This window comes from Pseudomonas sp. P2S-1 (assembly GCF_057197725.1).
The window spans coordinates 2,463,005-2,486,132 of the sequence record NZ_CM170068.1; the positions used below are offsets into that span (position 1 = coordinate 2,463,005).

The 23,128-nt window shown below is 64.0% G+C and carries 24 protein-coding genes and 1 pseudogene; 11 read left to right on the top strand and 14 right to left on the bottom strand.

Annotated features, from left to right (window positions below):
• Nucleotides 1-85 precede the first annotated feature (85 nt).
• Nucleotides 86-1,432 carry an aminodeoxychorismate synthase component I gene (gene pabB, locus AC2CQI_RS10810; RefSeq protein WP_484580135.1) on the top strand — a complete coding sequence of 449 codons (1,347 nt, stop codon included), beginning with the start codon at nucleotides 86-88 and terminating at the stop codon, nucleotides 1,430-1,432.
• A gap of 104 nt (nucleotides 1,433-1,536) precedes the next feature.
• On the opposite strand, the gene thrH is transcribed toward pabB, so the two are convergent.
• Complete coding sequence (gene thrH, locus AC2CQI_RS10815) at nucleotides 1,537-2,154, bottom strand: bifunctional phosphoserine phosphatase/homoserine phosphotransferase ThrH (RefSeq protein WP_484580136.1); 618 nt, start codon at nucleotides 2,152-2,154, stop codon at nucleotides 1,537-1,539.
• 136 nt (nucleotides 2,155-2,290) lie between these two features.
• Here thrH and AC2CQI_RS10820 point away from each other — a divergent pair, with 136 nt between their 5' ends.
• Nucleotides 2,291-3,025, top strand: a complete 735-nt coding sequence (locus tag AC2CQI_RS10820; protein WP_484580137.1) for a phosphoadenylyl-sulfate reductase — start codon at nucleotides 2,291-2,293, stop codon at nucleotides 3,023-3,025.
• Between the two features lie 187 nt (nucleotides 3,026-3,212).
• Here the strand turns inward: AC2CQI_RS10820 and cysB are convergent, their stop codons facing one another.
• The 3 genes from cysB to AC2CQI_RS10835 all read right to left on the bottom strand — a co-directional run bounded on the left by cysB (nucleotide 3,213) and on the right by AC2CQI_RS10835 (nucleotide 5,799).
• Nucleotides 3,213-4,187, bottom strand: coding sequence for an HTH-type transcriptional regulator CysB (gene cysB / locus AC2CQI_RS10825; RefSeq protein ID WP_009394496.1), 975 nt, complete (start codon nucleotides 4,185-4,187; stop codon nucleotides 3,213-3,215).
• A 122-nt stretch (nucleotides 4,188-4,309) separates the two neighbouring features.
• Nucleotides 4,310-4,807, bottom strand: a complete 498-nt coding sequence (locus AC2CQI_RS10830) for a universal stress protein (RefSeq protein WP_075806793.1) — start codon at nucleotides 4,805-4,807, stop codon at nucleotides 4,310-4,312.
• Nucleotides 4,808-4,890: 83 nt separating this feature from the next.
• Nucleotides 4,891-5,799: a 5'-nucleotidase gene (locus tag AC2CQI_RS10835; protein ID WP_484580138.1), complete on the bottom strand. Its 909-nt coding sequence runs from the start codon at nucleotides 5,797-5,799 to the stop codon at nucleotides 4,891-4,893.
• Nucleotides 5,800-6,114: 315 nt separating this feature from the next.
• Here AC2CQI_RS10835 and AC2CQI_RS10840 point away from each other — a divergent pair, with 315 nt between their 5' ends.
• Nucleotides 6,115-7,188 (top strand): 3-deoxy-7-phosphoheptulonate synthase, encoded by a 1,074-nt coding sequence (locus AC2CQI_RS10840; RefSeq protein ID WP_075806899.1) that lies wholly within the window; start codon nucleotides 6,115-6,117, stop codon nucleotides 7,186-7,188.
• Between the two features lie 66 nt (nucleotides 7,189-7,254).
• On the opposite strand, the gene AC2CQI_RS10845 is transcribed toward AC2CQI_RS10840, so the two are convergent.
• Entirely contained in the window at nucleotides 7,255-7,536 is a 282-nt protein-coding gene (locus tag AC2CQI_RS10845) for a GNAT family N-acetyltransferase (protein ID WP_075806791.1), read from the bottom strand.
• Between the two features lie 511 nt (nucleotides 7,537-8,047).
• Between AC2CQI_RS10845 and oprI the strand changes: the two genes are divergently transcribed.
• On the top strand, nucleotides 8,048-8,299 hold the full coding sequence (oprI, locus tag AC2CQI_RS10850) for an outer membrane lipoprotei OprI (RefSeq protein WP_037058464.1): 252 nt from the start codon (nucleotides 8,048-8,050) through the stop codon (nucleotides 8,297-8,299).
• Between the two features lie 224 nt (nucleotides 8,300-8,523).
• On the opposite strand, the gene AC2CQI_RS10855 is transcribed toward oprI, so the two are convergent.
• The 3 genes from AC2CQI_RS10855 to AC2CQI_RS10865 form a co-directional block, all read right to left on the bottom strand.
• Entirely contained in the window at nucleotides 8,524-9,501 is a 978-nt protein-coding gene (locus tag AC2CQI_RS10855; RefSeq protein ID WP_075806790.1) for a L,D-transpeptidase family protein, read from the bottom strand.
• Nucleotides 9,502-9,597: 96 nt separating this feature from the next.
• Nucleotides 9,598-9,879 (bottom strand): hypothetical protein, encoded by a 282-nt coding sequence (locus AC2CQI_RS10860; protein WP_484580139.1) that lies wholly within the window; start codon nucleotides 9,877-9,879, stop codon nucleotides 9,598-9,600.
• A gap of 56 nt (nucleotides 9,880-9,935) precedes the next feature.
• Nucleotides 9,936-10,541: an arylesterase gene (locus AC2CQI_RS10865; RefSeq protein ID WP_484580140.1), complete on the bottom strand. Its 606-nt coding sequence runs from the start codon at nucleotides 10,539-10,541 to the stop codon at nucleotides 9,936-9,938.
• 10 nt (nucleotides 10,542-10,551) lie between these two features.
• Between AC2CQI_RS10865 and AC2CQI_RS10870 the strand changes: the two genes are divergently transcribed.
• From AC2CQI_RS10870 to greB, 3 genes are all read left to right on the top strand, one after another.
• Nucleotides 10,552-11,235 (top strand): ABC transporter ATP-binding protein, encoded by a 684-nt coding sequence (locus tag AC2CQI_RS10870; RefSeq protein WP_484580141.1) that lies wholly within the window; start codon nucleotides 10,552-10,554, stop codon nucleotides 11,233-11,235.
• Complete coding sequence (locus AC2CQI_RS10875) at nucleotides 11,236-13,743, top strand: ABC transporter permease (protein ID WP_484580142.1); 2,508 nt, start codon at nucleotides 11,236-11,238, stop codon at nucleotides 13,741-13,743.
• 84 nt (nucleotides 13,744-13,827) lie between these two features.
• Entirely contained in the window at nucleotides 13,828-14,301 is a 474-nt protein-coding gene (gene greB / locus AC2CQI_RS10880; RefSeq protein WP_075806785.1) for a transcription elongation factor GreB, read from the top strand.
• Between the two features lie 109 nt (nucleotides 14,302-14,410).
• On the opposite strand, the gene AC2CQI_RS10885 is transcribed toward greB, so the two are convergent.
• From AC2CQI_RS10885 to AC2CQI_RS10895, 3 genes are all read right to left on the bottom strand, one after another.
• On the bottom strand, nucleotides 14,411-14,719 hold the full coding sequence (locus tag AC2CQI_RS10885; RefSeq protein WP_009394472.1) for a hypothetical protein: 309 nt from the start codon (nucleotides 14,717-14,719) through the stop codon (nucleotides 14,411-14,413).
• A 215-nt stretch (nucleotides 14,720-14,934) separates the two neighbouring features.
• Nucleotides 14,935-15,369, bottom strand: a complete 435-nt coding sequence (locus tag AC2CQI_RS10890) for a DoxX family protein (RefSeq protein ID WP_075806784.1) — start codon at nucleotides 15,367-15,369, stop codon at nucleotides 14,935-14,937.
• A 105-nt stretch (nucleotides 15,370-15,474) separates the two neighbouring features.
• The gene (locus tag AC2CQI_RS10895) at nucleotides 15,475-16,902 is read right to left on the bottom strand and encodes an MltF family protein (protein WP_075806783.1); all 1,428 of its coding nucleotides are present in this window, start codon (nucleotides 16,900-16,902) and stop codon (nucleotides 15,475-15,477) included.
• Nucleotides 16,903-17,067: 165 nt separating this feature from the next.
• On the opposite strand from AC2CQI_RS10895, the gene AC2CQI_RS10900 reads away from it, so the two are divergent.
• The 3 genes and pseudogenes from AC2CQI_RS10900 to AC2CQI_RS10910 form a co-directional block, all read left to right on the top strand.
• Nucleotides 17,068-17,874, top strand: coding sequence for a TatD family hydrolase (locus AC2CQI_RS10900; protein WP_075806782.1), 807 nt, complete (start codon nucleotides 17,068-17,070; stop codon nucleotides 17,872-17,874).
• 95 nt (nucleotides 17,875-17,969) lie between these two features.
• Nucleotides 17,970-19,448 carry a methyl-accepting chemotaxis protein gene (locus AC2CQI_RS10905; protein WP_075806781.1) on the top strand — a complete coding sequence of 493 codons (1,479 nt, stop codon included), beginning with the start codon at nucleotides 17,970-17,972 and terminating at the stop codon, nucleotides 19,446-19,448.
• A gap of 223 nt (nucleotides 19,449-19,671) precedes the next feature.
• A pseudogene (locus AC2CQI_RS10910) lies at nucleotides 19,672-19,842 on the top strand (terminase); the annotation flags it as partial.
• A 12-nt stretch (nucleotides 19,843-19,854) separates the two neighbouring features.
• Here the strand turns inward: AC2CQI_RS10910 and AC2CQI_RS10915 are convergent.
• From AC2CQI_RS10915 to AC2CQI_RS10925, 3 genes are all read right to left on the bottom strand, one after another.
• A complete protein-coding gene (locus AC2CQI_RS10915; RefSeq protein WP_075806780.1) occupies nucleotides 19,855-20,652 on the bottom strand; it encodes an acyl-CoA thioesterase in 798 nt (265 codons plus the stop codon).
• A gap of 85 nt (nucleotides 20,653-20,737) precedes the next feature.
• A complete protein-coding gene (locus tag AC2CQI_RS10920) occupies nucleotides 20,738-21,505 on the bottom strand; it encodes a CHAD domain-containing protein (protein WP_484580143.1) in 768 nt (255 codons plus the stop codon).
• Between the two features lie 19 nt (nucleotides 21,506-21,524).
• Nucleotides 21,525-21,803: a hypothetical protein gene (locus AC2CQI_RS10925; RefSeq protein WP_075806778.1), complete on the bottom strand. Its 279-nt coding sequence runs from the start codon at nucleotides 21,801-21,803 to the stop codon at nucleotides 21,525-21,527.
• Between the two features lie 155 nt (nucleotides 21,804-21,958).
• Between AC2CQI_RS10925 and AC2CQI_RS10930 the strand changes: the two genes are divergently transcribed.
• Nucleotides 21,959-23,011, top strand: coding sequence for a patatin-like phospholipase family protein (locus AC2CQI_RS10930; RefSeq protein WP_075806777.1), 1,053 nt, complete (start codon nucleotides 21,959-21,961; stop codon nucleotides 23,009-23,011).
• Nucleotides 23,012-23,128: the final 117 nt, after the last annotated feature.

Below are 23,128 nucleotides of genomic sequence, written 5' to 3' on the forward strand. Positions count from 1 at the left end.
GACACGGGGCGGTCGCTCAAACCCCTAGGAGCAATTCCTTTGGGGGTCTACAATGCCTGCCCCGCCTCGCCAACCGTTCAGACGAATGCCGACCTGCACCCTGGTTCCCCTGCCCTATCAGCCCGACCCGGCCCTTTATTTCGCCCGTGTGCGCCATGCGCCCGGCGCCGTGCTGCTGGACAGCGCCCGCCCTGGTGCCGAGCGCGGCCGCTTCGACCTGCTCAGCGCCTGGCCGCTGCGCAGCCTGGTGGCGGAGGATGGTGAACGCGGCACGGCGTACCTGCAGCGGCTGCGGGACAGCCTTGCCGAGCTGGGCGAGGCGCAGTTGCCTGATGGCGTGGAACTGCCGTTTGCCGGCGGCCTGATCGGTTACCTGAGCTACGACTTTGGCCGGCGTCTGGAACTATTGCCGGAGCTGGCCCGGGACGATCTCGGCCTGCCCGATGCCACCCTCGGGCTGTATGGCTGGGCGGTGATCAGCGATCACCGGCTGATGACCAGTCATTTGCTGTTCCACCCTGCCCTGCCTGCCGAGGAACGCCAGCGCCTGATCGAGCTGTTCAGCCAGCCAGCCGAAGCGGACCAGGGCAGCGGTTTCCGCCTCGATGCGCCGATGCGCGGCGACCTCAGCGCCGAGGACTATCGCCAGGCGTTCGACCGGGTGCAGCAGTACATCCAGGCGGGCGACTGCTACCAGATCAACCTGACCCAGCGCTTCCGTGCGCCGTGCCAGGGCGATCCGTGGAGCGCCTACCAGGCGCTGCGCGCGGCCTGCCCGACGCCGTTTTCCGGGTTCCAGGTGCTGGAGGACGGCAGCGCGCTGCTCAGCCTGTCGCCAGAGCGCTTTATCCAGGTCAGCAAGGGTCAGGTGGAAACCCGTCCGATCAAGGGCACCCGGCCGCGCAGTGCCGATCCCGAGCAGGACCGCGCCAATGGCGAAGAACTGCTGGCCAGCAGCAAGGACCGCTCCGAGAACCTGATGATCGTCGACCTGCTGCGCAACGACCTGGGTCGTACCTGCGAGATCGGTTCGGTGCGGGTGCCGGAGCTGTTCAGCCTGGAGAGTTATCCCAACGTCCACCATATGGTCAGCAGCGTGACCGGGCGCCTGGCGGCCGACAAGGATGCGCTGGACCTGATTGCCGGAAGTTTCCCGGGCGGGTCGATCACTGGCGCACCGAAGATCCGCGCGATGGCGATCATCGACGAGCTGGAGCCGAGTCGGCGGGCGCTGTATTGCGGATCGTTGCTGTACCTGGACGTGCGCGGGGAGATGGACAGTTCCATCGCCATCCGCAGCCTGCTGGTGAAGGATGGGCAGGTGTGCTGCTGGGGCGGCGGCGCCGTAGTGGCGGACTCGGAGTGGGAGGCCGAGTATCAGGAGTCGATTACCAAGGTGCGGGTGCTTCTGGAGACTCTTCAGGGTCTTTGAGGGCCTCATCGCCGGCAACGCCGGCTCCCACAGGTTCGGCGGCGCACGCGGTCACTGTGGGAGCTGGCTTGCCAGCGATAGGGCCCTCACAGGCCCTGCATGACTTACAGGCTCAACACCCGGTTCGAAGCCTTGATGAATTCCTTCTTCAACGCCTCGAAATCATGCACCGCCGGGAACTGCGGGAATTCGCGGATCACATTCTCCGGCGCATGGAACAGGATCCCCGCATCCGCCTCACCGAGCATGGTGGTGTCGTTGTACGAATCCCCCGCCGCGATCACCCGGTAGTACAGGCTCTTGAAGGCCAGCACCGACTGACGCTTCGGATCCTTCTGGCGCAACTGATAGCTCACCACCCGATCATTCTCGTCGGTGATCAGGCGATGGCACAGCAGGGTCGGGAAACCCAGTTGGCGCATCAGCGGCTGGGAGAATTCATAGAAGGTGTCGGAGAGAATCACCACCTGGAAGCGCTCGCGCAGCCAGTTGACGAAATCGATGGCGCCATCCAGCGGCTTGAGGGTGGCGATGACCTCCTGGATATCGGCCAGCTTCAGGCCATGCTCGTCGAGGATGCGCAGGCGCTGCTTCATCAGTACGTCGTAGTCCGGAATGTCACGGGTGGTGGCCCGCAGCGATTCGATTCCGGTTTTTTCCGCGAAGGCGATCCAGATTTCCGGGACCAGTACGCCTTCCAGATCGAGACAGGCAATTTCCACAGCTCACTCCTCGAACAATGCCAAAATTGGGAAGCCGCACTCTACGGCCAGCAATGCGACCCGTCTACCCGGCATTTTTTGGTAACATCTGCCGACTACGAGCGCCCAGCGCCATTCAATGACCGGAAGCCGCCTGATGAGCCAACCCTTCGACGTCGCCGCCCTCGCCGCGACCTACGCCAACAAATCCCCGCAGGACATCCTCAAGCTTGCCTTCGAGCATTTCGGCGACGACCTGTGGATTTCCTTCAGCGGCGCCGAAGACGTGGTGCTGGTGGACATGGCCTGGAAGCTGAACAAGCAGGTCAAGGTGTTCAGCCTCGACACCGGTCGCCTGCATCCGGAGACCTACCGGTTCATCGACCAGGTGCGCGAGCAGTACAAGCTGCCGATCGAGATCCTTTCGCCGGACCGCGACAAGCTCGACCCCTTCGTCAAGGAAAAGGGCCTGTTCAGCTTCTACAAGGACGGCCACGGCGAATGCTGCGGCGTGCGCAAGATCGAACCGCTGCGCCGCAAACTGAGCACCGTCAGCGCCTGGGCCACCGGCCAGCGCCGCGACCAGAGCCCGGGCACCCGCAGCCAGGTGGCCGCGCTGGAAATCGACAGCGCCTTCTCCACCCCGGAGCGCACCCTGTACAAGTTCAACCCGCTGGCGCAGATGAGCAGCGAGGAAGTCTGGGGCTATATCCGCATGCTCGAGCTGCCGTACAACAGCCTGCACGAACGCGGCTTCATCAGCATCGGCTGCGAGCCGTGCACCCGTCCGGTACTGCCGAACCAGCACGAACGCGAAGGCCGCTGGTGGTGGGAAGAGTCGACCCAGAAGGAATGCGGGCTGCATGCTGGCAACCTGATTACGAAAGCCTGACGGCTTTCTCAGCCGCAAACTCCCAACTTCAAGCCTCAAGCTTTAAGCTTCAAGCCATAAGAAAAAGCAGCCCGAGTCGGAGCTGCTTTTTTCTTCACCTCACCACTCCATGTCGCCCCAAAGAAAAAGCGGCCCTGACGCGGACCGCTTTTTCTTATGACTTGAAGCTTGGAGCTTGAAGCCGGGGTTAATGCACTGGCAGCTCGACACCTTCGAACAGCTCTTCCAGTTCCTGCTTGTTGTGGCACTGGATCGCCTTGGCCATCACTTCGCGGGTCAGGTGTGGGGCAAACTTCTCGATGAAGTCGCACATGAAGCCACGCAGGAAGGTACCGCGACGGAAGCCGATCTTGGTGATGCTGGACTCGAACAGCTCGCTGGCATCGAGGACCACCAGGTCGCTGTCGAGCTTCGGGTCCACCGCCATCTTGGCGACGATGCCGACGCCCAGGCCGAGGCGTACGTAAGTCTTGATCACGTCGGCGTCGGCCGCGGTGAACACCACTTTCGGGGTCAGGCCGCGGTGGCTGAAGGCTTCGTCCAGCTTGGAACGGCCGGTGAAACCGAACACGTAGGTAACGATCGGGTATTCGGCCAGCACTTCCAGGGTCAGCTTCGGCAGCTTGGTCAGCGGGTGGCCCTGGGGCACGACCACGCAACGGTTCCAGCGGTAGCACGGCATCATCACCAGGTCACCGAACAGCTCCAGGGCCTCGGTGGCGATGGCGAAGTCGACGGTGCCGTCGGCGGCCATCTCGGCGATCTGCATCGGCGAGCCCTGGTGCATGTGCAAGGCCACTTCCGGGTACTGCTTGATGAACGAGCTGATCACCGGCGGCAGCGCATAGCGCGCCTGGGTGTGGGTGGTGGCGATGGACAGGGTGCCCTTCTTCTCGTTGGAGAATTCCTGGGCAATCTGCTTGATGCTCTCGACCTTGCGCAGGATCTCGCCTGCGGTGTTGATGATCCGCTCACCCGCCGGGGTGACGCGGGTCAGGTGCTTGCCGCTGCGGGCAAACACTTCCACGCCCAGCTCGTCTTCCAACAGGCGGATCTGCTTGCTGATCCCGGGCTGGGACGTGTACAGGCTCTGCGCTGTCGCGGAAACGTTGAGGTCGTGGTGCGCCACTTCCCAGATGTAGCGCAATTGTTGAAGCTTCATAGGTATCCCTCAGAGGCTGGGCGTCACCGGCAACAGCGACGAGTTATAACTATATTAGCGGTCAGGAGAATAAATCTAGAACAATTTCACCAGTTTTCTTACGTGTGGCACGGAAAAGTCCTTCAGGTTTTCCGCCGCCCCAGTTGTTGCGCGAGGGGCACCATGTACACCGGCACCGCTGCCAGTTGCAGGATGCGCACGGCAGTGCGACCGATCGGAATCTCCGCCCCGGCGCCCTGGCTGTGGCTGCCGACGATCAGCAGATCGACATTCAGGCGCTGGGCCTGCTCGAGAATCACCTCCGCCGGATCCCCCTGGCGCACCCGTACCGCACGAATCAGCGCCAGGTCCTCCTGGTCCCCCAGCTCATCGCGAAAGCTCTCCAGCACCCGCTGTTCGATATTCGACAACACGGTGTTCACGCCCTGGCTGTGCAACTGGTCCAGGGTCTGTGCATCCAGGTAACTCTGCAGCAGCGATTCAGCGAATTGCCCCATGGGCTCGACGGCGTGGATCACGTAGAGCTCCGCGTTGAAATTGCGCGCCAGGGCCAGCGCATGTTGCATGACATAAGGCGAGTAAACACCGAGGTCCGTGGCGTACAACATCGAACGGATCATTTGACCTCCTCGACTGCCAAAGCGGCAGGGCAAGGTTCAGCTTAGCAGCGCCAAACGGATGCGCAGGCCCCGTCCGGCGGGGCTCAGACCGGGTCCGACTGGTTGCTGATGCCATGCGGCACATGGCCGGTGGCGACCACCCTGCCCGCCCGTTCGCAGTGGCCGGTCTGGTCGTCGAAAAACACGTCGGCGGCGAAGGCTTCGAGGAACGCCGACTTGTCCAGGCCGCCGAGGAACAGCGATTCGTCGAGGCGGATATCCCACTCGCGCAGGGTACGGATTACCCGCTCATGGGCCGGTGCCGAACGGGCGGTGACCAGCGCCGTGCGGATCGGGCAGGCGGTACTGGGGAATTCGCCCTGCAACTGATTGAGCGCGGCGAGGAAGGGTTTGAACGGCCCGCCACGCAGGGCCTGGCGAGCGGACTGGCGCTCGTTGGCCTGGAAGGCTTCCAGCCCGCCCATCTGGTAGACCCGTTCGGACTCGTCGGAAAACAGCACGGCGTCACCGTCGAAGGCGATGCGCAGCTCCTCGGTGGCCTCGCGGTGGATGCCGCCGGAGAGAATGGTCGCGGCAGCGAAACCGGCATCCAGGGCGCTGCGCACGTCATCGGCGTCGGTGGAAAGGAACAGGTGGCAGCCGAACGCGGCCAGATAAGGATAGGGGCTGCGGCCACCGACGAAGGCGGCGCGGGAGATGTTCAAGCCATAGTGCTCGATGGAATTGAACGCGCGCAGGCCAGTGTCGGCACTGTTGCGCGAGACCAGCACCACCTCGACCCGCTGCTGGCCGAGCAGGGTGTTGAGGCCCAGCAGCTTCTGCACCAGAAGGAAGGCGTCGCCGGGTTGCAGCGGTTCATCTTCATGCTCGATCTGGTACTGGCGATAGGCCTCGACGCCTTCGGCGAGGAACAGCCGATGGCTTTCGCCCAGGTCGAACAGGGCCCGGGAAGAGATCGCCACTACCAGTTTGTCGTTCAGGCCTTTGCTCATTGTTCACTCCATTTCCATGTCGCTCCCATCGCTGGCAAGCCAGCTCCCAGGGCCCTGTGTCGCCTCGGACATTGTGGGAGCTGGCTTGCCAGCGATGAGGCCCTCAAAAGCATCAAATCTATCCCGGCCAGGTCACCCCAGCTACTTTAGTTGCAAAAACCCGGTATCCAGGCCCCGAACCGCACCGTTATCAGGTACTTGCCCATTGTCGTGGCAAGGGATTACGCGCTAAGGTTCCGCTCCCCGCTGAGCTCAATCATGCTGCTCCGCCGCACGGGGCTGGCGGCCGGCATCCGTGACCTGACGAGTAACACGATGGCTGATTTACCGATCGACGACCTTAACGTTGCCTCCAACGAGACCCTGATCACCCCCGATCAGCTCAAGAAGGAGCTCCCACTCAGCGCCTCCGCGCTTCAGACCGTCACCGCCGGCCGTGAAGTGGTGCGCAATATCCTCGACGGCAAGGATCACCGCCTGTTCGTCGTGGTCGGCCCCTGCTCCATCCATGACGTCAAGGCCGCCCATGAATACGCCGAGCGCCTGAAGGTGCTGGCTGCGGAAGTCTCCGACACCCTTTATCTGGTGATGCGCGTCTACTTCGAGAAACCGCGTACCACCGTCGGCTGGAAAGGCCTGATCAACGACCCGTACCTGGATGACTCGTTCAAGATCCAGGACGGCCTGCACATCGGCCGCAAGCTGCTGCTGGACCTCGCGGAAATGGGCCTGCCCACCGCCACCGAAGCCCTCGACCCGATCTCCCCGCAATACCTGCAGGACCTGATCAGCTGGTCGGCCATCGGCGCCCGTACCACCGAATCCCAGACCCACCGCGAAATGGCGTCCGGCCTGTCCTCGGCGGTCGGCTTCAAGAACGGCACCGACGGCGGCCTGACCGTGGCGATCAACGCCCTGCAATCGGTCTCCAGCCCGCACCGCTTCCTCGGCATCAACCAGGAAGGTGGCGTGTCCATCGTCACCACCAAGGGCAACGCCTACGGTCACGTGGTCCTGCGCGGCGGCAACGGCAAGCCGAACTATGACTCGGTCAGCGTTGCCCTGTGCGAGCAGGCCCTGAACAAGGCCAAGATCAAGCCGAACATCATGGTCGACTGCAGCCACGCCAACTCCAACAAGGACCCGGCCCTGCAGCCGCTGGTCATGGAGAACGTCGCCAACCAGATCCTCGAAGGCAACCAGTCGATCATCGGCCTGATGGTCGAAAGCCATCTGAACTGGGGCGCCCAGGCGATTCCCAAGGACCTCGACCAGCTGCAGTACGGCGTGTCGATCACCGATGCCTGCATCGACTGGGACGCCACCGCCACCACCCTGCGCAATATGCGCACCAAGCTCAAGGACGTGCTGCCGAAACGCCGCGCCTGAACGGCATGAACGAAAACGCCGGGCAATGCCCGGCGTTTTCGTGTGTGGAATATGAAGAAGAAGCCGTCAGACCTTGGACGAATGCTTCTGGTGCCGCTCCATGTAGCGCTCGACATAGGAGCAGGACGGGATCACCGTGTAGCCACGCTCTTCGGCGAAGGCCAGGGCCCGTTCGGTCAGTGCCGCAGCAATGCCGCGACCGCGCAGGGCGTTGGGCACGAAGGTGCGGTAGATGTCCAGCGTCTGCTTGCCCAGGTCCATGTAGGTCAGGTAGGCACGATGACCGTCCACATTGGTCTCGAATTGATGACCGGCCTGGTCATGGTGGATGGTCAACGCCTCGCTCATCACTACTCCTCGCGGGTCTTGTAATAAAACCCAACCTTAACCGATGTTTGTCCGGCGAAGGAACCTCTACGCCACCCCGTGCCCGTTCGACAGCGGGAGCGGCCTGCTCGTTCTCCAGGCCACGGGCACCCTTTGAATAGTAGGCGGCCCCTGACCGGATGCTCAAGGTACTGGTCGGAAAAAATTCCACGTCGCGCAACGCGGGAATCCCGCGCCCGGTAACGTCCTCAACTGCAAACCGGATGATCCGCATGTTATGACGCAAGATGACACTAAAAGTCACCATTAGTTCAAGAAAAAGTACTTTTACAAGAACGCCTTACACTAGCAGAGCCGGGAAATGCACGGTTTTCGTACACTCCCGGCGTCAAGCCCCCTGGCGAGACAATTTTTTTCCAATTCTTGCGCTCAGTCAGTTTACTTACTACAAGTAATGGGTACTATGTACGCCGGCCAGTTTCTCTTTGTTGAGAGATGGCTATTTAATAGAAAGTCCTTGAAGGGGAACACGATGAACAACGTTCTGAAATTCTCTGCTCTGGCTCTGGCCGCAGTTCTGGCTACCGGTTGCAGCAGCGTATCCAAAGAAACCGAAGCTCGTCTGACTGCTACCGAAGACGCAGCAGCTCGTGCACAAGCTCGTGCTGACGAAGCGTATCGCAAAGCCGACGACGCTCTGGCAGCCGCTCAGAAAGCTCAGCAAACCGCTGACGAAGCTAACGAGCGCGCTCTGCGTATGCTGGAAAAAGCCAGCCGCAAGTAATAATCCCTCGGGATTGTTATTCGAAGCCGACCCACTTGTGGGTCGGCTTTTTTATTGCCCGCTTTCTCAGCTACAAGCCGCAAGCTGCAAGCTGCAAGCTGCAAGCCATAAGAAAAAGCGGCCCGGTCGCCCCGGACGCTTTTTCGCCAACTCAAACAAAAAGAGCAGCCCTACTCGGACTGCTCTTTCTTACAGCTTGAAGCTTAAAGCTTGAAGCTTGAAGCTTATTGCTGCTGATACGGATTGCTCGAGATGATTGGCACATTGCCATCTGGCGCGGTCGGCACCGCGATCTCCACCGGCATGCCATCTTCGGCCGCAACCACATCGCGGACCATGTCCCAGTTCATCTGCACGTTCTTCGCCAGGTCTTCACGCTTGAGCAGCGCGTTGATCACTGCGGTGTGCTTGTCCACTACCGACGGATCGCCCTTGTCGTCCAGCGGGGTGTGCGCCTCGAGGTAGACCTTGCCGCCACTCATGCCGAACTTGTACGGCTCGTTGATGATCCGTACCGGCGTGCCGACCGGCGCCATCTTCGCCAGCTCCAGCACGTTGTTGTTGAACATGCGGAAGCAGCCATGGCTGGTGCGCATGCCGATCCCGAACTTCTTGTTGGAGCCGTGGATCAGGTAGCCCGGCACGCCCAGGGTGAACTTGAACGGGCCCAGCGGGTTGTCGGGACCGGCCGGCACCACGTTCGGCAGCGGATCGCCATCGGCGGCGTGCTCGGCCTTGATCGAGGCCGGCGGGGTCCAGGTCGGGTTCGGCGTCTTGGCGGTAACCTTGGTCTGGGCAATCGGCGAACCCCAACCTTCACGACCAATACCCAGCGGGTAGGTGTGCACCACGTTCTCGCCTTTCGGGAAGTAGTACATGCGGTACTCGGCGAGGTTGATGACGATGCCCTCGCGCGGACCCGGCGGCAGGATGAAGCGGGTTGGCAGGATAATCTCGGTGCCGGCGCCCGGCAGCCAGGGGTCGACGCCCGGGTTGGCCGCGACCATTTCCAGGTAGCCGAGGTCACCGGCGGTGCCGATGTCGGCGAAGGTGTCTTCGTACTTGGCCTTGATCACCTGGACCTGACCGATGATGTCTTCGCCTGGCGGTGGCAGGGGAAACTCCAGCGCGGAAACGGGACCGGCCGCCAGCAAGGCGGCCAGGGACAGGCAACGGGTGACGGCGGGAAAGCGCGGCAACATCCGGGAAATCCTTCGAAAAATTCGGGAGTCAAGGAAGCGATTGTACACCGCTGTAGGAATTTTCGGCATCCAGGCCCGCTGGATGGAAAAGCGCCGTCAGAGCTCCGGCCAGACTGGCCTTGTGCCTTTACGCTGGGCGTCGAGGATGGCCCGGCACAACGGGCACAGGCGGCGGTCGCGGTACACCGTAGTGGGCACTGCGGACCAGCGCGGCTGCGCCGGCAGCAAGTTGCCGCACAGCGTGCGGTCGGCCGAGCCGCCCAGCTCCAGTTGACGGGCCACCAGGTGCACGCGGATCTCCTGGCAGGCGAACAGGTCAAGCTGTTCGTCAGGCTCGATCAATTGATAGGCATACAGGGACCAGGCGGGACGCGGCATCGGGGGCTCCAAATCGGGGGCGCAACATTAGCCGAAAGCCGGTCACTATAAAAGCGTCAAAGCAGCGGTTTTATTGCCGGCCAGGCATTTTCCAGCAACTGGCCCTGGGCGCCCTGGGCCGGATGGATGCCATCGGCCTGCATCAGCTCCGGATGACCACCGATGCCTTCGAGAAAGAACGGCACCAGGGGAACGTTCCTCTGCGTGGCGAGATCGGAATAGACCTGAGCGAAGGCTTTGGTATAGCGCGCGCCGTAGTTCGGCGGCAGTTGCATGCCGAGCAACAGCACCTTGGCCCCGGCCGCCCGCGACTTGTCGATCATCGAGGCAAGATTTTGTTGCAATTGCGTAGGAAGCTGCCCCCGCAGCCCATCATTGCCACCCAGCTCCAGCACCACCAGGCTCGGCTTGTGCTCGGAAAGCAGCGCCGGCAGCCGCGCCTGGCCGCCTGCGCTGGTGTCGCCACTGACCGAGGCATTGACCACCTTGTCGTCGAAACCCTCGGTCTTGAGCCGCTGTTCCAGCAAGGCGACCCAGCCCTGACGGGTATCCAGGCCAAAAGCGGCGCTGATACTATCGCCAACGATCAACACCGTACCTGCCGCTGCGTTCTGCGCCATGCACAGCAAGGCCAGACCAGCACTCAATAACCACACTCGCATCGGATTCTCCATGGGCCCCAGCATTCTCATTGCGCGGAACCTTAGCAAAGTGGTTCCCAGCGCGGAAGGCAACCTCACCATCCTCCACGAACTGTCCCTGGAACTGACGGAAGGCGATAGTTTGGCCATTATCGGCGCCTCGGGTTCCGGCAAATCCACCCTCCTCGGCCTGCTCGCCGGGCTCGACCAGCCCAGCGCCGGCTCGGTGACCCTGGCCGGCCACGACCTCGGCCCACTGGATGAAGACCAGCGCGCCAAGGTGCGCGCCGAGCATGTCGGCTTCGTCTTCCAGTCGTTCCAGTTGCTCGACAGCCTCAATGCCCTTGAGAACGTCATGCTGCCGCTGGAGCTGGATGGCCGCCGCGACGCCCGTGAGCACGCACGCACCCTGCTCGAACGGGTCGGCCTGGGCCAGCGCCTGAGCCATTCGCCACGCCAGTTGTCCGGTGGCGAGCAGCAACGCGTCGCCATCGCCCGCGCCTTTGCTGCCGAGCCGGACGTGCTGTTCGCCGACGAACCCACCGGCAACCTCGACAGCCACACCGGCGAGCGCATCAGCGACCTGCTGTTCGAGCTGAACAAGGAACGCGGCACCACCCTGGTCCTGGTCACCCACGACGAACGCCTGGCCCGCCGCTGCCACCGGCAGATCCGCCTGGATGCCGGCCACATGGTCAGCCCGATGGAGCCCTAGATGGCACACCTGTCCCTGTTTCGCCTGTTCGCCCTGGCCGTGCGCCAGTTGCTTCGCGATGCCCGTGCCGGTGAGTTGCGGGTACTGTTCTTCGGCCTGCTGATCGCCGTGGCGGCGAGTACCGCCATCGGTTATTTCGGCGCCCGCCTGAACGGCGCCATGCTCTTGCGTGCCACCGAGTTCCTCGGCGCCGACCTGGTCCTGCAGGGCAGTTCGCCGGCCAGTGCCGAGCAGATCGAGCGCGGTACCGGCCTTGGCCTGGCCCACGCCAGGGTGGTCGAGTTCTCCAGCGTGATCGCCACCGACAATGGCATCCAGCTCTCCAGCGTCAAGGCCGCCAACGAGGCCTATCCGCTGCGCGGCGAACTGCGCAGCGCGCCGGAGCCCTATGGTGCGGAAACCAGCGGCGGCGGCCCGGCGCCTGGTGAAGCCTGGGTCGAACCGCGCCTGTTGGCCGCGCTCAACCTGAAGATCGGCGACAGCGTCGACGTCGGCATGAAGACCCTGCGCCTGAGCCGGGTACTGACCTACGAGCCGGACCGCGCCGGCAACTTCTACAGCCTCATCCCGCGGGTCATGATCAACCTCGCCGACCTCGACGCCACCGGCGTGGTCCAGCCCGGCAGCCGGGTGACCTACCGCGAACTATGGCGCGGCGACACCCTGGTCCTCGCCGACTACCGCCAGTTCCTCGACGCCAGCCTCGCACCGAACCAGCGTATCCGCGATGCCCGCGACGGCAACCAGCAGATCGGCGGCGCCCTGGGCAAGGCCGAGCGCTACCTGAACATGGCCAGCCTGGTGGCGGTGCTGCTGGCCGGCGTGGCGGTGGCACTCTCGGCCAGCCGCTTTGCCGTGCGCCGCTTCGATGCCAGCGCCCTGCTGCGTTGCCTGGGGCTGTCACGGCGCCAGGCGCTGACCCTGTTCTGCCTGCAACTGGCGATTCTCGGCAGCCTTGCCGCACTGGCCGGCGCCCTGCTCGGCTGGCTGGCGCAGCTCGGCCTGTTCGCCCTGCTCGACGGCCTGCTGCCGGCGGAAATTCCCGATGGCGGCGTGGCCCCGGCGCTGGCCGGGATCGCCACCGGGCTGGTGGCCCTGGCCGGCTTCGCCCTGCCGCCACTGGCCGCGCTGGGCCGGGTACCGCCATTGCGGGTACTGCGCCGCGACCTGCTGCCGGTGCCACCGAGCAGCTGGCTGGTGTACGGCGCGGCGATCCTTGCCCTCGGCCTGATCATGTGGCGCCTGAGCCTCGACCTGCTGCTGACCTTCGCCCTGCTCGGCGGCGGCCTGATCGCCGCCTTGCTGCTCGGCGGCCTGCTGCTGCTCGGGCTGCGCAGCCTGCGCCGGATGCTGGCCGGTGCGCCACTGCCGTGGCGTCTGGGCCTGGGTCAGCTGTTGCGTCATCCGCTGGCGGCGGCCGGGCAATCCCTGGCCTTCGGCCTGATCCTCCTGGCCATGGGGCTGATCACCCTGCTGCGCGTGGAATTGCTGGATACCTGGCATAACCAGTTGCCGGCCGATGCGCCCAACTATTTCGCGCTGAACATCCTCGAAGACGACAAGGCGGCCTTCAGCAAGGAGCTGGCCGGTTTCTCCAGCCATGCCGCGCCGCTGTATCCCGTGGTGCCCGGGCGTCTCACCCAGATCAACGGCAAGGCGGTGCAGCAGATCGTCAGCAAGGACTCCGCCGGCGACCGTGCCGTGCAGCGCGACCTGAGCCTGACCTGGGCCGCCGAGCTGCCGGACGACAACACCCTGAGCGCCGGCCAGTGGTGGCAGGGTCAACCGCAAGCGGATGCCGTTCCCGGCGTCTCGGTGGAAGCCAAGCTGGCGGAAAGCCTCAAGCTCAAGCTGGGCGACCACCTGACCTTCGTCATTGGCGGGGAAACCCGCGAAGCCGTGGTCAGCAGCCTGCGTGAAGTCAACTGGGACACCTTCCAGCCGAACTTCTACATGATCTTCCAGCCCGGCACCCTGCAGGGCCTGCCGGCCACCTACCTGACCAGCTTCTACCTGGCGCCGGGCAACGACCAGCAGATCGTCGCCCTGTCCCGGGCCTTCCCGGCGGCGACCATCCTGCAGGTCGATGCCCTGCTGGAACAGCTGCGCAGCATCCTCGCCCAGGTCACCCTGGCGGTGCAGTACGTGTTGCTGTTCGTCCTCGCGGCGGGCCTGGCGGTGCTGTTCGCCGGGCTGCAGGCGACCCTCGACGAACGCATCCGCCAGGGCGCCCTGCTCCGTGCCCTCGGCGCCGGGCGGGCGCTGCTGGTCAAGGCGCGGCGCATCGAGTTCGGCCTGCTTGGCGCCGCCAGCGGGCTGCTCGCCGCCATCGGCTGCGAGATGATCACCTGGGTGCTCTACCGCTACGCCTTCGACCTGCACTGGAGCCCGCATCCGTCGCTGCTGCTGTTGCCGCTGGTGGGCGCGGTGCTGGTGGGGGGCGCCGGCGTGGTCGGCACCCGACGCGCGCTGAATGCCAGCCCGCTGACCGTGCTGCGCGAAGGCTGAACAACCGCGAGCCGGCGACCTGTACCGTCGCCGGCTCGCCGGTTACTCTTCGCCCCTGACGTAACGCCCGCCCAGGAGACGGCATTGGCTACCAACATCATCACCCGCGAAGGTCACGAAGCCCTCAAGGCCGAGCTGGATCACCTGTGGCGCGTGTACCGCCCGGAAATCACCCAGAAAGTCGCCTGGGCCGCCTCCCTCGGCGACCGCAGCGAAAACGCCGACTACCAGTACAACAAGAAGCTCCTGCGCGAGATCGACCGCCGCGTGCGCTACCTGCGCAAGCGTCTGGAAGACGTGAAGGTGGTGGACTACGGTGCCGAGCAGGAAGGCCGGGTGTTCTTCGGCGCCTGGGTGGAGATCGAGAACGAGGATGGCGAGATCATGAAGTTTCGCATCGTCGGCTATGACGAGATCTACGGGCGCAACGACTACATCTCGGTGGACTCGCCCATGGCCCGGGCGCTGCTGAAGAAGGAGAAGGATGACGAGGTGACGGTGCAGACGCCTGGGGGTGAGGCGGTGTGGTATGTGAACAGCATCAGTTATCCGCGGTGATCTTTCGGGCCCTATCGCTGGCAAGCCAGCTCCCACAGTGACCGCGTGCACCGCCAGACCTGTGGGAGCTGGCTTGCCAGCGATGAGACCCTGAAGAGCAAAGAAGATTTCAGCCCCGGGTAATCAACCCCTGCCGCGCAATCCGGGTCAGTTGCCCGATCACCTCCGCCGCCCGCTCCTTGCTCGGCGCCTGTACGACAGCCAGGTCAAAGCGGTCATCGGCAAACTCGGCCAGCGACATTTCAAGATCGACGAATTGAATCAACAGGGCTGTAGCGCGGCCCTTGCGGCGCGGCCAGCCATCGAGGAAGCGAACCAGGGTCGGTTGGTGCGGACCACTCAGCAATACCCGTGGGGTACGCGCCGACTGGCTGGAAGAAAGGGGGGTCAGACAGACACTGGAACGTGGGCAACTCATGGAGTCATATTCTCCGCCTCGCAGATCCCGCTGGGCTGCGGTGGGAGGCATCACCGAACCAGCGCTTTAGCGGTATTCGGATCACCTGAAGGGCTCTCCCGCGCCCCGCAAGTAGCTGTTTAAATCGGCGCAGGTGGGCATCCTAGAGGGGCTGCCAACGGACTGTCAACACGAGCAATGACAAAGGGCCTGCATCGCAGGCCCTTTTGCCGTCTTCAACTTTTCGAAATCGCCGCGTCCAGCGAGGCGCGGCCAGCGCCCTCGAACAACACCGCCACTGCACCGCCCAGCAGGGCCAGGGCGAACTCATAGCCGTTGTTGGACATGAACAGGCCGTTGTTGATGTGCACCGAGAGGATCGCCACCACCAGCAGGCCGATCAACGCTACCGCCGCCGGCCGTGCCAGCAGGCCGATGACCAGGGCCAGGCCGCCGAAGAATTCCGCACCGCCGGAGAGCAGCGCCATCGGCATGGCCGGGGTCAGGCCAAGGCTTTCCATGAATTGCGCGGTACCCGCCAGGCCGCCGCCGCCGAACAGGCCGAAGAGCTTCTGCGAACCGTGGGCCATGAAGATGATGCCGACGATGATGCGCAGGACGGTCATGCCCCAGCCAGCGCGGGTAGTCATTACGGAGTGGATGGCGTTCATTGCGGTGTTCCTTAGCAAGGTGTTTGTGTTTGGATGCCGCCATAATAATCATATTATTCAATATGAAAATCGCAATTAATCCATGATAAAGATCGAACAAATAGATTATTTGCGACCCTTCACCTTGTCATTCCGGGAGGACTCCAGGGTCTCCCGCTCCCGGTCGAAGGCCAGGAAATACTTGTTGACGCTATTAACATAGCTGACCGGCCCCATTCCCACCTGCTCCAGGGCCACGCGCTCGACCTGGAAGAACCATTGGTTCTGGTTCAGCCCGCGGCGCCGGGCCTCGGCGCGCATCGCCTGGACCCGCTCCGGCCCGAGGTTGTAGGCCGCCAGGACGAAGGCCATGCGCTCGCGCTCGTTGAGCTGGTTGCTGGAGAAGAACTTGCGGCGGATCAGCGACATGTAGCGGGCACTGGCCTGGACATTGCCCTCGACGCTGCTGATATCGCTGACGCCGACCCGCTGCGCCGCGCTCGGGGTGATCTGCATCAACCCGTGGGCACCGCCGGCACCGCGGGCCCCGGGGTTGAGCGAAGACTCCTTGAAAGCCACGGCGGCCAGGTTGAGCCAGTCGAGGTTCTGCGCCTCGGCGTGCTTCTGCAGGACCGGGCGCAAGTTGTTCAGGCGCTGGCGATTGGCCTTGGCCAGCGGGTAATGCACCTTGTACAGGCGCCGGTAGATGCGCTCGAAGTTCGCATCCTGGTCGGCGGGCGGGCGATAGTCCTTGAGGAAGCGATCGACACTGGCATGCAGCATCACCGCGTCGCGGCGCATGAACCAGTGGGTCGACTCCGGCGCGGTCAGGCTGACCTTGCGCTGGATATTCAGCTTGGGCATGACCTTGCTCCAGCGCTCGGCGATCGGCTGCTCGACCACGGTCAGCGGCAGGATCCCGCCCTGGACCATCTCCAGCACGTCTTCGGTCGCCAGGCTCGGGTCGACCCACTCGATCCTGATCGGCGCATGCTTGCGCAGGGCCAGGCGCTGGTTGATTTCGTGGAGGGTATCGCCGGCCGCGCTGCCGGCCGGCAGTACCAGGGTGCGCCCGGACAACTGCTCGATGCGGCTGTAGCTGCGCTCGCCCCGGCGCCCCACCAGCACCAGCGGCACATGGGCCAGCACCGGATCGCTGGCGCTGACGCCGCGGGTGGAGACCGGGTCGAGCAGCTCGCCGGGCGCCACCAGGTCGCCCTCGCCGCGCTGCAGGGCCGGGACCAGCTGCTCCTTGGCCTTGGGGATCAGCTTCAAGCGGATTTCCTGGCCGTCCCGGGCGCGGGCATTGAGGTAGTGCTCGAAGGCGCGCAAGCGGTAATACTCGACGCCGTACGGCTGGCCCTTCACTTCCCCGGAACTGTTGCGGCTCTGGTTGACCAATACCCGCAGCTCGCGGCTGGCGCGGATCTGCGCCAGGTCGCGGTCCTTGTTGCCGCTGCTGGCCACCTGGGGCGGACCGGCCACCCGCGCGTGCGCCGGCCCTGCCAACAGCAGCCCGGCGAACAGCAGGATCATCAGCAAAGCTCGGGACATCCGGACTCCAGGAACAGGCCGTGATGGCGTGCGTGGCGGCATACTATGCAGCGGCCTTATGACAATTGACCGCAAAAGACCACGACAACTCATTGAAGTTCTTGTGTTTATTGTTATTTTTCGAGCTTTTGCGCGGGTATCAGCCGCGAAATTCGAGGTAGCACCATGCAACTCATCGACATCGGCGTCAATCTGACCAACGCCAGTTTTGCCGGCATCCATCAGGAAGTACTGGACCGCGCCGAGGCCGCCGGGGTGCGGCAGATGCTCCTGACCGGCACCAGCCTGGCGGGCAGCGAAGAGGCCCTGGAGCTGTGCCAGCGCCTCGACGAACGCGGCCAGCGCCTGTTCTCTACTGCGGGTGTACACCCGCATGACGCCAGCCACTGGACCGCCGAAAGCCCGCGCCAGTTGCGCCACCTGCTGGAGCAGCCACGGGTGCAGGCGGTCGGCGAATGCGGCCTGGACTTCAACCGCGACTTCTCCCCGCGCCCGCAGCAGGAAAAGGCCCTGGAAGACCAACTGGCCCTGGCCGTGGAACTGCAGATGCCGGTGTTCCTCCACGAGCGCGACGCCAGCGAGCGCCTGCTGCATATCCTCAAGGACTACCGCGACCACCTCAGCGCCGCCGTGGTGCACTGCTTCACCGGCGAGCGCGAGGCGCTGTTCGCCTACCTCGACCTGGACCTGCATATCGGCATCACCGGCTGGATCTGCGACGAGCGCCGCGGCACCCACCTGCACGGCCTGGTCGGCAACATTCCCGAAGGCCGGCTGATGCTGGAAAGCGACGCCCCCTACCTGCTGCCACGCAGCCTGCGGCCAAAACCGAAGAACGGTCGCAATGAGCCGGCATACTTGCCGGAGGTATTGCGCGAAGTGGCCCGGCATCGCGGCGAGTCCGAGGCCCATCTGGCGGCACATACAACCCTGTGTGCCCGACGCTTCTTCAGCCTCCCGGAGCTGGCTTGACACATATCAAGATTTATTGCTGATTACTCGACCAGAATGCTGGCACCTTGCCAAAAAACTTTCCGCTCAAACGCTTAACTCAGAGAAGACCTACCATGGGTGCCTGGCTTAGCAACATCTCCCTGAAGTACAAGTTCTGGGCTGTCAACGCGGTCGCCTTCGTCACCACCCTGTTCCTGGTGCTGTACGCGGTGTTCCTCGAACAGCAGGCCCGGGTCGACGAAGCCCATGAGCGCGCCGTGGCCGAAGCCCGGTTGCTCGCCGCCTGGCCGGCCGGGCAGGCCCTGCCCCAGGCGCCGCATATCCTCGCCTTCGCCCCCGGGCAGACGCCCAGCTACCAGGGCCAGCCCGTCGCCGCCCTGGCCAATGCCAGCGGCTGGGTCAGCCTCGAGCCTTACGCGCTGTTCGGCGAAGCGCCGCTGGCCGGCGCCCAGGTGATCAGCCGTGACGGCCAGCGGGTCGCCGTGCTGGCGCCGTCGCCGAGCCTGATGCAGGTCTACAGCGATCGCTTCGGCAATTATGCGGTGTGCGTGCTGATCCTGATGCTGGCGATGCTCTGTGCCTCGCAGTTGCTGATCCGCTTCCTGCTGGCCCAGCTCAACACCCTCAAGGACGTGATCCTGCATGTCGAGAAGACCGGCGACCTGTCGGCCCGGGTACCGCTGTCCTGCGGTGACGAGGTCGGGCAGATGGCCAGTGCCTTCAACGCCATGCAGACCACCTATCACCGGGTGGTCAACACCGTGGCCGTGACGGCCGCGCAACTGGACTCCGGCGCCGCGCGCCTGGCCTCGAGCATGAGCGACGTGCGCCACGGCATGCTCGGCCAGCAGAGCGAGACCGATCAGGCGGCGACGGCGATCAACGAAATGACCGCCACCGTCTACCACATCGCCCAGCACGCCGGCGCCACCCGCGACCTGTCGCAGACCGCCGACACCCTCGCCGGCAGCGGCAAGGACGTGGTCAACCGGGTACAGACTTCCATCGCCGGGCTGTCCAGCGGCGTGCAGCAGACTGCCGAGATGATTCGCCAACTGGCCGAGGACAGCCAGAAGATCAACGGCGTGGTCAATGTGATCCACAGCATTGCCGAGCAGACCAACCTCCTCGCCCTGAACGCCGCCATCGAAGCGGCCCGGGCCGGTGACCTGGGACGTGGTTTCGCCGTGGTTGCCGATGAAGTGCGCAACCTGGCCAAGCGGGTGCAGACCTCCACCGACGAAATCACCGAGATGGTCTCTGCTTTGCAGGCCGGGACCAAGGATGCGGTGGAGTTCATGACCGAGAGTTCGTTCAAGGCCGACGACTGCGTGAAACAGGCTCAGGAAGCGGGCGAAGCGCTGGCGGAAATCACTGCTGCGGTGGCGCAGATGCGCGAGAGCAACACGCAGATCGCCGTGGCCGCGGAGCAGCAGAGCCAGGTGGCGGAAGAGATGAACCGGGCGGTGGTGAGCATTCGTGATGTGACCGAGGATACGGTGCAGCAGACGGTGTCTTCGGCGACGACCAGCAGTGAGTTGGCGACCTTGGCCGGGGAGCTGAACAAGGTGATCGGGCAGTTGAAGTTGTAGGGAATTCAAGGGCCCCATCGCTGGCAAGCCAGCTCCCACAGGGATCGCGTGCACCGCTGGACCTGTGGGAGCTGGCTTGCCAGCGATGAGGCCCTCAAGAGCACAGCTATCCCCCCGATCAATCCCCTCAATTGGCCCCACCTACAACCGGCAACTACTCTTCTGACAAGCCCCACCGAAAAGTCAGAGGAGTCCCCCCATGAACACCCACCTGCCCCACGACCTGATCGCCGCGCCGCTGTTCATCATCGGCGCGCTGCTGGTGCTGTCCGGGGTGTTCAGTCTGGATCTGGGCCAGATCGCCGTCGGTGTGATCATGTTGCTGGCAGGCCTGGCCCTGTATCGCCAGGGCCATCGCCTGGAGGCCGGACAGTCGAAACCGTTCAGCCACCGCCATCACTGAACATCAGGCGAACACCGTCACCGTCTGCCGGCTGATCGCCAGCAACTCCCCCGCCGCATTCCACATCGCCGCCGAGGTGTGCCCGTAGCCATCCCGGGAATGCTCGATATCGGCGCAATACTGGCACCAGTCCAGGGTACTCAGGCTGGCCACCGGCTGGACGAATTCGATGGTCCAGGTCAGGGTGCTGCCCGCCGCCGGCTTGCTCAGGTACGGCAAGGTCGCCGGCGGCCAGGCATCGCACAGGGCCAGCAGATGGGCCTCGGTCACCGGCTCTTCCACCGCATCGCGCAAACGCACCCAGCCGCCCATCTGGCGACACGGCTTGTTGCTGAACGGCAGATTGCCGATGCCCCAGCGCATGGCCAGGAAGCGGATGTATTCCGGAGTCACGCCGGGGATGTAAGGCATCTCCGGACTGGAATCGGCCAGGCTCTTCATCTCGACCGCCGGCACTGCCGGGATATCGATCACCGAGCTGCGCCCGGCGCCGAAGCTGCCCTGCACCAGGGTCACGGTCTGGCCGTTCTGGATCGCCCTACCCAGCAGCGAACTGACCGCCTTGCCCTCGCGCAGCACCTCGACCTCGAAGCTGATCGGCACATTGGGTTCGGCGGGCCCGACAAAGGTGATCGCCAGCGAGCGCACCGGACGCTCCGGCGAGACCCGGGCATGCATGGCCTCGTACACCAGCGCCGCCATCAGGCCGCCAAAACAGGCACGGCCCTGGGCCCATTCAGCGGGGATCACCACTTCTTGCGGGCGCTGGCGAACGGCGGTGAGCAGTTGGGAAAAATTCATTCGGACCTCGTCCTGCGGAAAAGTCCTACGATCTTAAGAGCAGAACCGGACAGCAGGCAGGCCGCATAACTGCCAAATAAGCGGCCTATCGCTCGTCGATATGCTTGAGCAGACGGGCCAGGGTCTTGTCCGCCTTGCGCTCGGCCGCCACCAGCTCCTCGCGCCATTGCGGGACCAGGGTCGCCAGGTCGGCCTGTTTTTCGGCCTGTGTCAGCCATTGCAGGAGGTCGTGCCAATGGCCGAGATCGTCCTGGGCGTTCTTCAATTCGGCGCGCATCGACTTGCCGATACGGCTGAGCTTCGGATAGGCCTCGGCGCCGTAGCGCGAGCGCTTGATCAACAAGCGCAGGCGATGTCGATCGTGGGCCGGGTCATGCATGGCCTCGACGATTTTCTTCCACTGTTTGTCCAGGCGCTTTTCGATGCGCTTGCCCAGGTCCGGGACCAGTTCCTGCTGTTCGATGGCGCGGAGGAAATTGGGAAAAGCGTCGATCACCGTCAGCAGCCGGTGCATCTGCGTGCTGGACGCCACCGAGGCGAAGATCACGCCCTCCCCGGCGAGGCGGCGTTGCGCCGCCGCGCCCATGTCACGTTCGAAGAGCTGTTCGGCCAGCACCTCGCGGTCACGCAGCGGCGTGGTCAGGTCACCGATGGCCTTGGCCGCGGTTTCCAGGTGATCCACCCCGGGCAAGCCGCGCAGGGGCCGCAACAGGCTGCGCAACCGGCGTACCGTGGTGCGCAGGTCATGCAGCGCCTCGCTGTCGGTGTTCTCGGCCAGGCGCGCCTGGCAAGCCATCAGACGCACCTGCAGTCCCAGAATCTCTGCGACAACGTGATCGAACATCTTCGACATGCCAAAACCTCACGACTGGTTAGCGTCCGGCGCGGGACTCGCGAATGTAGAAACGGGCTTTCTCGGCTTTTTTCGAGCACCCCTCGAAGGCTTCGAATTGCTGCTGGGTCTTGGCGCCGGTCAGCAGCGACAGGGCCTTGGAATAGCTGACGGTGCCGGCGAAACCTTCGGCCTTGGCCAGGTCGAGCTCTTTCCAGGCGGCGTCGAGCTGGGAGCCGCAACTGTCACGATAGGCCGTCTTGCCCGCGCAGCCAGCCAGGGCCAGAACGATCAGGGGCAGGGTTATCCAGGCTTTCATGGGGTGTTACCTCGAGGGAAATAATCAATCAGGTTGGCCTGTTCGACGGCAGCGCCGGCAAAAAGTGCCATCACCAGCGTAGCCCAGCGTTGCCAGTGATTGAAGCGCAGCGCTGAACAGGCGCATTGTTACGTCATATGACAGGGGATCGGACCATGAAAAAGCGCGTGGCACTGGTGTTGGGCTCGGGTGGTGCCCGGGGGTATGCGCATATCGGCGTGATCGAGGAAATCGAGCGCCGTGGCTACGAGATCGCCTGTATCGCCGGCTGTTCCATGGGTGCGGTGGTGGGCGGGATCTACGCCGCCGGCAAGCTGGAGGAGTACCGCAACTGGATCGAAAGCCTTGACTACCTGGATGTGCTGCGTCTGGTCGACGTGAGTTTTCGCCTGGGGGCGATCCGTGGCGACAAGGTCTTCGGGCAGATCCGCAAGATTGTCGGCGAGATGAATATCGAGCAGTTGCGCATTCCCTACACGGCGGTGGCAACCGACCTGACCAACCAGCAGGAAATCTGGTTCCAGGAAGGCTGCCTGCACCAGGCCATGCGCGCGTCGGCGGCGATTCCCAGCCTGTTCACCCCGGTGGTCCAGGGCAATCGCACGCTGGTGGACGGCGGGATTCTCAATCCGCTGCCGATCATCCCGGTGGTGTCCAGCCACTGCGACCTGATCATCGCGGTCAACCTCAACTCCACCAACCAGAAGCAGTATGTGTTGCCGGTGATCGAACGGCCGGCGGCGTTCAAGTTGCGTTTCGACAGTTTGATCAGTTCGCTGGGCTCGCATCTGCCGTTCCGGCGCAAGCAGGCGGAGGCGTTGCTGGGGCTGGAAAAGGAGCTGGAGCAGGAAATGGCGGCGGAGGCGGCGCAGATGCCCAACCCGTGGCTGGCCGACGCGGCCAGCCCCAAGGCCCAGCAGCCGTCGGCGGCGCCGGAAAGTGATGGGGCACCGAAGTCGGCGACCGGGTCGTTCATCGTCGATAACGTTGGGCCGGCGTCGTTGCTGGACCTGATCAACCAGAGCTTCGAGGTGATGCAGACGTCGTTGGCGCAGTACAAGATCGCCGGCTATCCGCCGGATGTGCTGGTCAACGTGCCGAAGCGGGTGTGCCGGTTCTTCGAGTTCTACAAGGCGCCGGAGCTGATCGCGCTGGGGCGGGAGATTGCGCGGGATACGCTGGATAACTATGAGGCTGAAAAACGCTGACTGATCCGGATTTTCCGCTGTCAGTACTGGCCCTATCGCTGGCAAGCCAGCTCCCACAGGTATCGCGTGCACCGCGGACCCTGTGGGAGCTGGCTTGCCAGCGATAGGGCCCTGAAG